4 protein-coding genes are annotated in these 6,494 nt (G+C 49.8%); 2 read left to right on the top strand and 2 right to left on the bottom strand.

The genetic code is table 11. From position 1 onward, the window contains the following. The first annotated feature begins 201 nt into the window (after nucleotides 1-201). Nucleotides 202-1,716: a catalase KatA gene (gene katA / locus ACTHS8_RS10265; protein WP_440373647.1), complete on the top strand. Its 1,515-nt coding sequence runs from the start codon at nucleotides 202-204 to the stop codon at nucleotides 1,714-1,716. Nucleotides 1,717-2,018: 302 nt separating this feature from the next. Here the strand turns inward: katA and groL are convergent, their stop codons facing one another. Both groL and groES read right to left on the bottom strand, forming a co-directional pair. Next, entirely contained in the window at nucleotides 2,019-3,653 is a 1,635-nt protein-coding gene (gene groL, locus ACTHS8_RS10260) for a chaperonin GroEL (protein WP_049322649.1), read from the bottom strand. Nucleotides 3,654-3,751: 98 nt separating this feature from the next. Beyond that, a complete protein-coding gene (groES, locus tag ACTHS8_RS10255; RefSeq protein WP_003684150.1) occupies nucleotides 3,752-4,039 on the bottom strand; it encodes a co-chaperone GroES in 288 nt (95 codons plus the stop codon). Between the two features lie 416 nt (nucleotides 4,040-4,455). Between groES and ACTHS8_RS10250 the strand changes: the two genes are divergently transcribed. Beyond that, nucleotides 4,456-6,471, top strand: coding sequence for a TonB-dependent receptor domain-containing protein (locus ACTHS8_RS10250; protein ID WP_440373646.1), 2,016 nt, complete (start codon nucleotides 4,456-4,458; stop codon nucleotides 6,469-6,471). Nucleotides 6,472-6,494: the final 23 nt, after the last annotated feature.

Genomic DNA, 6,494 nt, shown 5'->3' with positions numbered 1-6,494 from the left:
ATTAGATTATTAATTAATAATATTTATTCTAAATCGGTTTCATAGTTCCAATAGTGAAAATCTTTCTGTATAGTTTGATTCATAGCTTGAAACAAACTATATTTAAATATCGATATTGAAAATTTATTATATTTTGTATAGAAGCATTCCATCCTGGAAACCATCTCATCAACCTATAACAACTTCACAAAGGAAATCACTATGTCTATCTCTAAATGCCCAGTCACCCATCTGACCATGAACAACGGCGCGCCCGTTGCCGACAATCAAAACAGCCTGACCGCAGGCCCACGCGGCCCTCTGCTGGCGCAGGATTTGTGGCTGAATGAAAAACTCGCCGACTTCGTGCGCGAAGTCATCCCCGAACGCCGTATGCACGCCAAAGGTTCGGGCGCGTTCGGTACGTTCACCGTGACACACGACATCACAAAATACACCCGCGCCAAAATCTTCAGCGAAGTCGGTAAGAAAACCGAGATGTTCGCCCGTTTCACCACCGTGGCAGGCGAACGCGGCGCAGCCGATGCGGAACGCGACATCCGTGGCTTTGCGTTGAAGTTTTATACCGAAGAAGGCAACTGGGATATGGTCGGCAACAACACGCCCGTGTTCTTCCTGCGCGACCCGCGTAAATTCCCCGACCTGAACAAAGCCGTCAAACGCGACCCGCGCACCAATATGCGTTCTGCCACAAACAACTGGGACTTCTGGACGCTGCTGCCCGAAGCCCTGCACCAAGTTACCATCGTCATGAGCGACCGCGGTATCCCAGCCAGCTACCGCCATATGCACGGCTTCGGTTCGCATACTTATAGCTTCTGGAACAAAGCAGGCGAACGTTTCTGGGTGAAATTCCACTTCCGTAGCCAGCAAGGCATCAAAAACCTGACCAACGAAGAAGCCACGAAAATCATCGGAGACGACCGCGAAAGCCATCAGCGCGACCTGTACGAAGCCATCGAGCGCGGCGAGTTTCCGAAATGGACGATGTACATTCAAGTCATGCCTGAAGCTGATGCGGAAAAAGTACCTTATCATCCGTTTGACTTGACCAAAGTTTGGCCGAAAAAAGACTATCCGCTGATTGAAGTGGGCGAATTCGAGTTGAACCGCAATCCCGAAAACTTCTTCGCCGATGTGGAACAATCCGCCTTCGCACCGAGCAACCTTGTTCCCGGTATCGGCGCCAGCCCGGACAAAATGCTGCAAGCCCGTTTATTCAACTATGCCGACGCGCAACGCTACCGTTTAGGCGTGAACTTACACCAAATCCCCGTCAACCGCCCACGTTGTCCTGTTCACAGCAACCAGCGCGACGGACAAGGCCGTGCCGACGGCAACTACGGCAGTCTGCCGCACTACGAACCCAACAGCTTCGGCCAATGGCAGCAACAGCCCGACTTCGCCGAACCGCCTTTGAAAATCAACGGCGACGCGGCGCACTGGGACTACCGCCAAGACGATGACGACTATTTCAGCCAACCGCGCGCCTTGTTCAACCTGATGAACGACGCGCAGAAACAAGCTTTGTTCGGCAATACCGCCGCAGCCATGGGCGACGCCCCCGACTTCATCAAATACCGCCACATCCGCAACTGCCACCGTTGCGACCCGGCATACGGCGAAGGCGTAGCCAAAGCCCTTGGACTGACTGTCGAAGATGCCCAAGCGGCACGAGCCAACGACCCGGCTTTAGGTCAACCTGGTTTACTGTAAGGAGGCATTATGTGGATAGAAATTGAAGAAATCTTGTCTCAAGCTGTCCGATACAGCCGTTCAAGCAAAAAGTAACGGTTTAGATCATTAAGCAGGCCGTCTGAAACACAAAATAAAGTTTCAGACGGCCTTTTTTAATGATGAAGTTTATTTGATGGCTTCTGATTCAATGGAACTGGCAACCCTTATTTCTCTGTAAATCATGGCATGCCCTCACCATCTCACGCTTCTACTGGCAAATAAAAAACCGCACGGCTGATTACCGTGCGGTTTTGCTTTTTATCTGAAGGTTTCAGACGGCCTTACATCATGCCGCCCATACCACCCATGCCGCCCATATCAGGCATAGCAGGTTTTTCTTCAGGGATTTCAGCGATCATGCAGTCTGTGGTCAACATCAGGCCGGCAATAGATGCGGCGTGTTGCAGCGCAGAACGGGTTACTTTGGCAGGGTCGAGTACGCCCATTTCAATCATATCGCCGTATTCGCCGGAACCTGCGTTGTAACCGTAGTTGCCTTTGCCTTCCAACACTTTGTTCACAACCACGCTAGGTTCGCCGCCTGCGTTGGCAACGATTTGGCGCAGCGGAGACTCAACGGCGCGCAAGACGATTTGTACGCCTGCGTCTTGGTCGGCATTGCCGGTATGCAGGTTTTCCAAAGCGGCACGGGCACGCAACAGGGCTACGCCGCCGCCGGCAACCACGCCTTCTTCAACGGCTGCGCGGGTAGCGTGCAGCGCGTCTTCCACGCGGTCTTTTTTCTCTTTCATTTCCACTTCGGTAGCGGCACCGACTTTGATCACTGCCACACCGCCAGCCAATTTAGCCACGCGCTCTTGCAGTTTTTCTTTGTCGTATTCGCTGGTTGCGGTTTCGATTTGTTGGCGGATTTCGGCAACACGCGCTTCGATTTGGGCTGCGTCGCCGAAGCCGTCGATGATGGTAGTGTTTTCTTTACCGATTTCGATGCGTTTGGCTTGACCCAAGTCGTCCAAAGTCGCTTTTTCCAGAGACAGGCCGACTTCTTCGGAAATCACCACGCCGCCGGTCAGGATGGCGATGTCTTGCAACATGGCTTTGCGGCGGTCGCCGAAGCCAGGGGCTTTAACGGCAACGGTTTTCAGGATGCCGCGGATGTTGTTCACGACCAAGGTCGCCAAGGCTTCGCCTTCTACGTCTTCAGCGATAATCAAGAGCGGACGGCTGGCTTTAGCCACTTGTTCCAAAACAGGCAGCAAGTCGCGGATGTTGCTGATTTTTTTGTCGAACAACAATACAAACGGATTGTCCAAAGCAGCAATTTGTTTTTCAGCGTCGTTGATGAAGTAAGGAGACAGGTAGCCGCGGTCGAATTGCATACCTTCAACCACGTCCAGCTCGTTTTCTAAAGATTTGCCGTCTTCAACGGTAATCACGCCTTCTTTGCCGACTTTTTCCATCGCTTCGGCGATAATCGCACCGACTTGTTCGTCAGAGTTGGCGGAAATAGAGCCGACTTGGGCGATTTCTTTAGAAGTGTCGCAAGGTTTGGCAATGTTTTTCAGCTCGTCAACCAAAGCGGCAACGGCTTTATCGATACCGCGTTTCAGGTCGGTCGGGTTCATGCCGGCGGTAACGTATTTCATGCCTTCGGCAACGATGGATTGCGCCAATACGGTTGCAGTAGTGGTACCGTCACCGGCCACGTCGTTGGTTTTAGACGCAACTTCTTTCACCATTTGCGCACCCATGTTTTCGAATTTGTCTTTCAATTCGATTTCTTTTGCAACAGACACACCGTCTTTAGTGATGTGCGGGCCACCGAAAGCGCGGTCGAGTACCACGTTGCGGCCTTTAGGGCCCAGAGTTACGCGTACGGCGTTTGCCAATACATTAACGCCGTTTACCATTTTTTGGCGAACTTCATTGCCGAATTGTACGTCTTTTGCTGCCATTTAAATTCTCCAAATCAATATTAAAAATCTGTTCGAGGCCGTCTGAAAACTTCATGTTTGATTCAGACGGCTTTTGGTTCTGAAACTTAATTCAACAATTATTCAACGATACCGAAGATGTCTTCTTCACGCATTACCAACAGCTCTTCGCCGTCGGCTTTTACAGTTTGGCCGCTGTATTTGCCGAAGATCACTTTGTCGCCGACTTTAACATCCAGCGGACGGCGCTCGCCGTCTTTACCGATTTTGCCCGCACCCACGGCGATTACTTCGCCCATGTCGGGTTTTTCAGCAGCCGCACCTGGCAAAACGATACCTGATGCAGTTTTTTCTTCAGCTTCTAAGCGTTTGACGACTACGCGGTCGTGTAAAGGGCGGATGGTCATGTCTTAATGCTCCGATAAATAAATAGATTGAAAACAATTGTCTGTCGGACATGACAGACACGGTTTGCTTGGAAATAGCGACACGCTTATGGAAAGCCTGCCTTAATGGCGGGTAGATTTGGGTTGTTTGCGACAAATTCAAGGGAAAAAGTAAAAATTTCTATGCAGTCTTTCCAAATATTTTCATACGCAAAAATGCCCGATCACATATTTTTCAGACAGCCTGATATACCAACTGCAAAGTTCGTTTAAAAACAAGCTACTTTCTTTACAAATTCAATACAACTCTTTACAACCGTTTCTTTTATATGCATTATTATAAATGATGATTATTATTAATTGCATATTTTAAAGATAATTTCTCTTTATTTGCTTTTATTTTTTTATTACTGTCATTTTATTAAGGACATTTCTCAATGAATACGCCCCTGTTCCGACTGAGCCTGCTGTCACTGACACTGGCAGCCGGTTTTGCACACGCAGAAAATGAAGCCAAAGACAATGTTGTGCTTGATACCGTTACCGTTAAAGGTCAGGCCACAAGCGCCACACATCGTGTAACGACAAAACGTATGGAAGAAACGACTTCCACTGATTTAAAAGACGTATTGTTCAACGAACCCTCTATCAGTTTCGGCGGCGGCAACGGTCAGTCGCAGTGGGTAACCATCCGCGGCATGGGTCAAGACCAAATAGACTATAAAGTTGACGATACCTACACCGACAGCCAGATTTTCCACCACAACGGCCGCTTTATGCTTGACCCCGCATTGGTAAAAGTCGTTGCCGTGCAAAAAGGTACGGGTTCGGCCTCAGCAGGCATCGGCGCAACCAGCGGCGCGATTGTTGCCGAAACGGTTGAAGCCAAAGATTTGCTGAGAGAAGGTCAAAACGTCGGTTTCAAAGTCAATGCCGGTATCAGCAGCAATAAAGGCTATTCGCGCGGCGCAAGCGTTTATGGTCAGGCAGGCGGTTTTGATGCTTTGGTTTCAGGCAATTTCGTACGCGACAAAGAATACACGGCAGGCAAAGGCTACCGTAATCTGCTTGGAAGCGATAAGGTTTTAAACAGTGGATTGGGTTCACGCGGCTTGTTGGGCAAAATCGGCTATCGTTTCAACGAAGACAACCGTATTGAATTAAGCCACCGCCAAGAGAAACAATATGGGGAACGCGCCCTGCGCGAAGAGTTCGATTTCTCGCAAGTCTTCCAAACCGACCGCCGTACGGGTCAATACGTTTTGGATGCCAACGGCAACCGTATTCCGAATACCGCTAACAACTCGCCGCGTTACCGCACGCTGACCCAAGACACCACCAACTTGGAATTCAAAGGCGGAAACTTGGGCTTTATCGACAAAATCAAAGCCAATGTTTACCGTTTGAACACCAAACGTGACGAAGTCCCCAATCCAAATTATGAATTAGACGGCGAAGTACGGACATACGGAGCCAATCTGAATCTCGACAGCCGTCTATTTGACCGCCATACCTTAAAATACGGAGTAAACTGGCGCACTCAAAAAAGCAGCTCAAACGGAGAAAACAACGAGAAGAAAAGCGATGCCGGCGTATATGTAGAAGGCATTTGGGATTTCTCTCCGGTTACGCTGACCACAGGTTTGCGCTATGACCGCTGGAAAATGAAAACCAGCAGTAATACAGAAAATTCAGACGGCAACCTCAATCCAAGCATCGGGTTGGTTTATGACATTACCCCTGATTTTTCCATCAACACCAGCCTGAACTATGCAACCCGCAGCCCTCGCCTGTACGAAGCGGCTTTAATGAGTTCCAGATCAATTATCTCATCTCCTGATTTGAAAGCGGAACGCTCGCGAAATGCAGAAATCGGCTTCAACTATCACTGGAATTCCGCCCTGACATTGTCCGGCAGCTATTTCCATCAACAAATCAAAGATGTACAAGCTATCCGCCAAGCAGGGCAAAACTATGTTTGGTTTAACGGCGGCAAGCTGAAAAACAGAGGTTACGAACTGAACGCCGCCTACCGCTGGAAAGGTCTGACCGCACGTGCAGGCGTAGCTTACAGCAGACCGAAGCTGAACGGCGATACTGCCGACATCGTGACAACCGCCATCCCTATGGGACGCACATGGACAACAGGTCTGTCTTACCAATTCGACAATCCGAATCTGGAAATCGGCTGGCGCGGACGTTATGTCCAAAATGCAGGCTATGCACCGACCTCGCGCGGCTCTGATGTGGCTCTGAATGTCGTCCGCGCAGGCTACGGCGTCAACGATATCTTCGCCAACTGGAAACCGACAGGCAAAGACGACTTGAACGTCAACTTCTCCGTCAACAATGTCTTTGATAAAAACTACAAGCCGCACAGCCAGCGCGCAGGTGCCAATTCTCTGCCTGAACCAGGCCGCGATGTCCGCTTGAGCGTAAACTACCGCTTCTAAGCAATCAGCTTGAAAAGGCCGTC

Source organism: Neisseria sp. P0016.S008 (genome assembly GCF_051957775.1).
In the GTDB taxonomy this organism is placed as follows: domain Bacteria; phylum Pseudomonadota; class Gammaproteobacteria; order Burkholderiales; family Neisseriaceae; genus Neisseria; species Neisseria flavescens_B.
Note: the sequence above shows the minus strand (reverse complement) of the source record. Positions and strands in the feature narration are given on the sequence as shown.

Excerpts from the sequence above, each read along its gene's own strand:
- katA (WP_440373647.1), top strand. The coding sequence starts at position 202 with ATGTCTATCTCTAAATGCCCAGTCACCCATCTGACCATGAACAACGGC.
- groL (WP_049322649.1), bottom strand. The coding sequence starts at position 3,653 with ATGGCAGCAAAAGACGTACAATTCGGCAATGAAGTTCGCCAAAAAATG.
- groES (WP_003684150.1), bottom strand. The coding sequence starts at position 4,039 with ATGACCATCCGCCCTTTACACGACCGCGTAGTCGTCAAACGCTTAGAA.
- ACTHS8_RS10250 (WP_440373646.1), top strand. The coding sequence starts at position 4,456 with ATGAATACGCCCCTGTTCCGACTGAGCCTGCTGTCACTGACACTGGCA.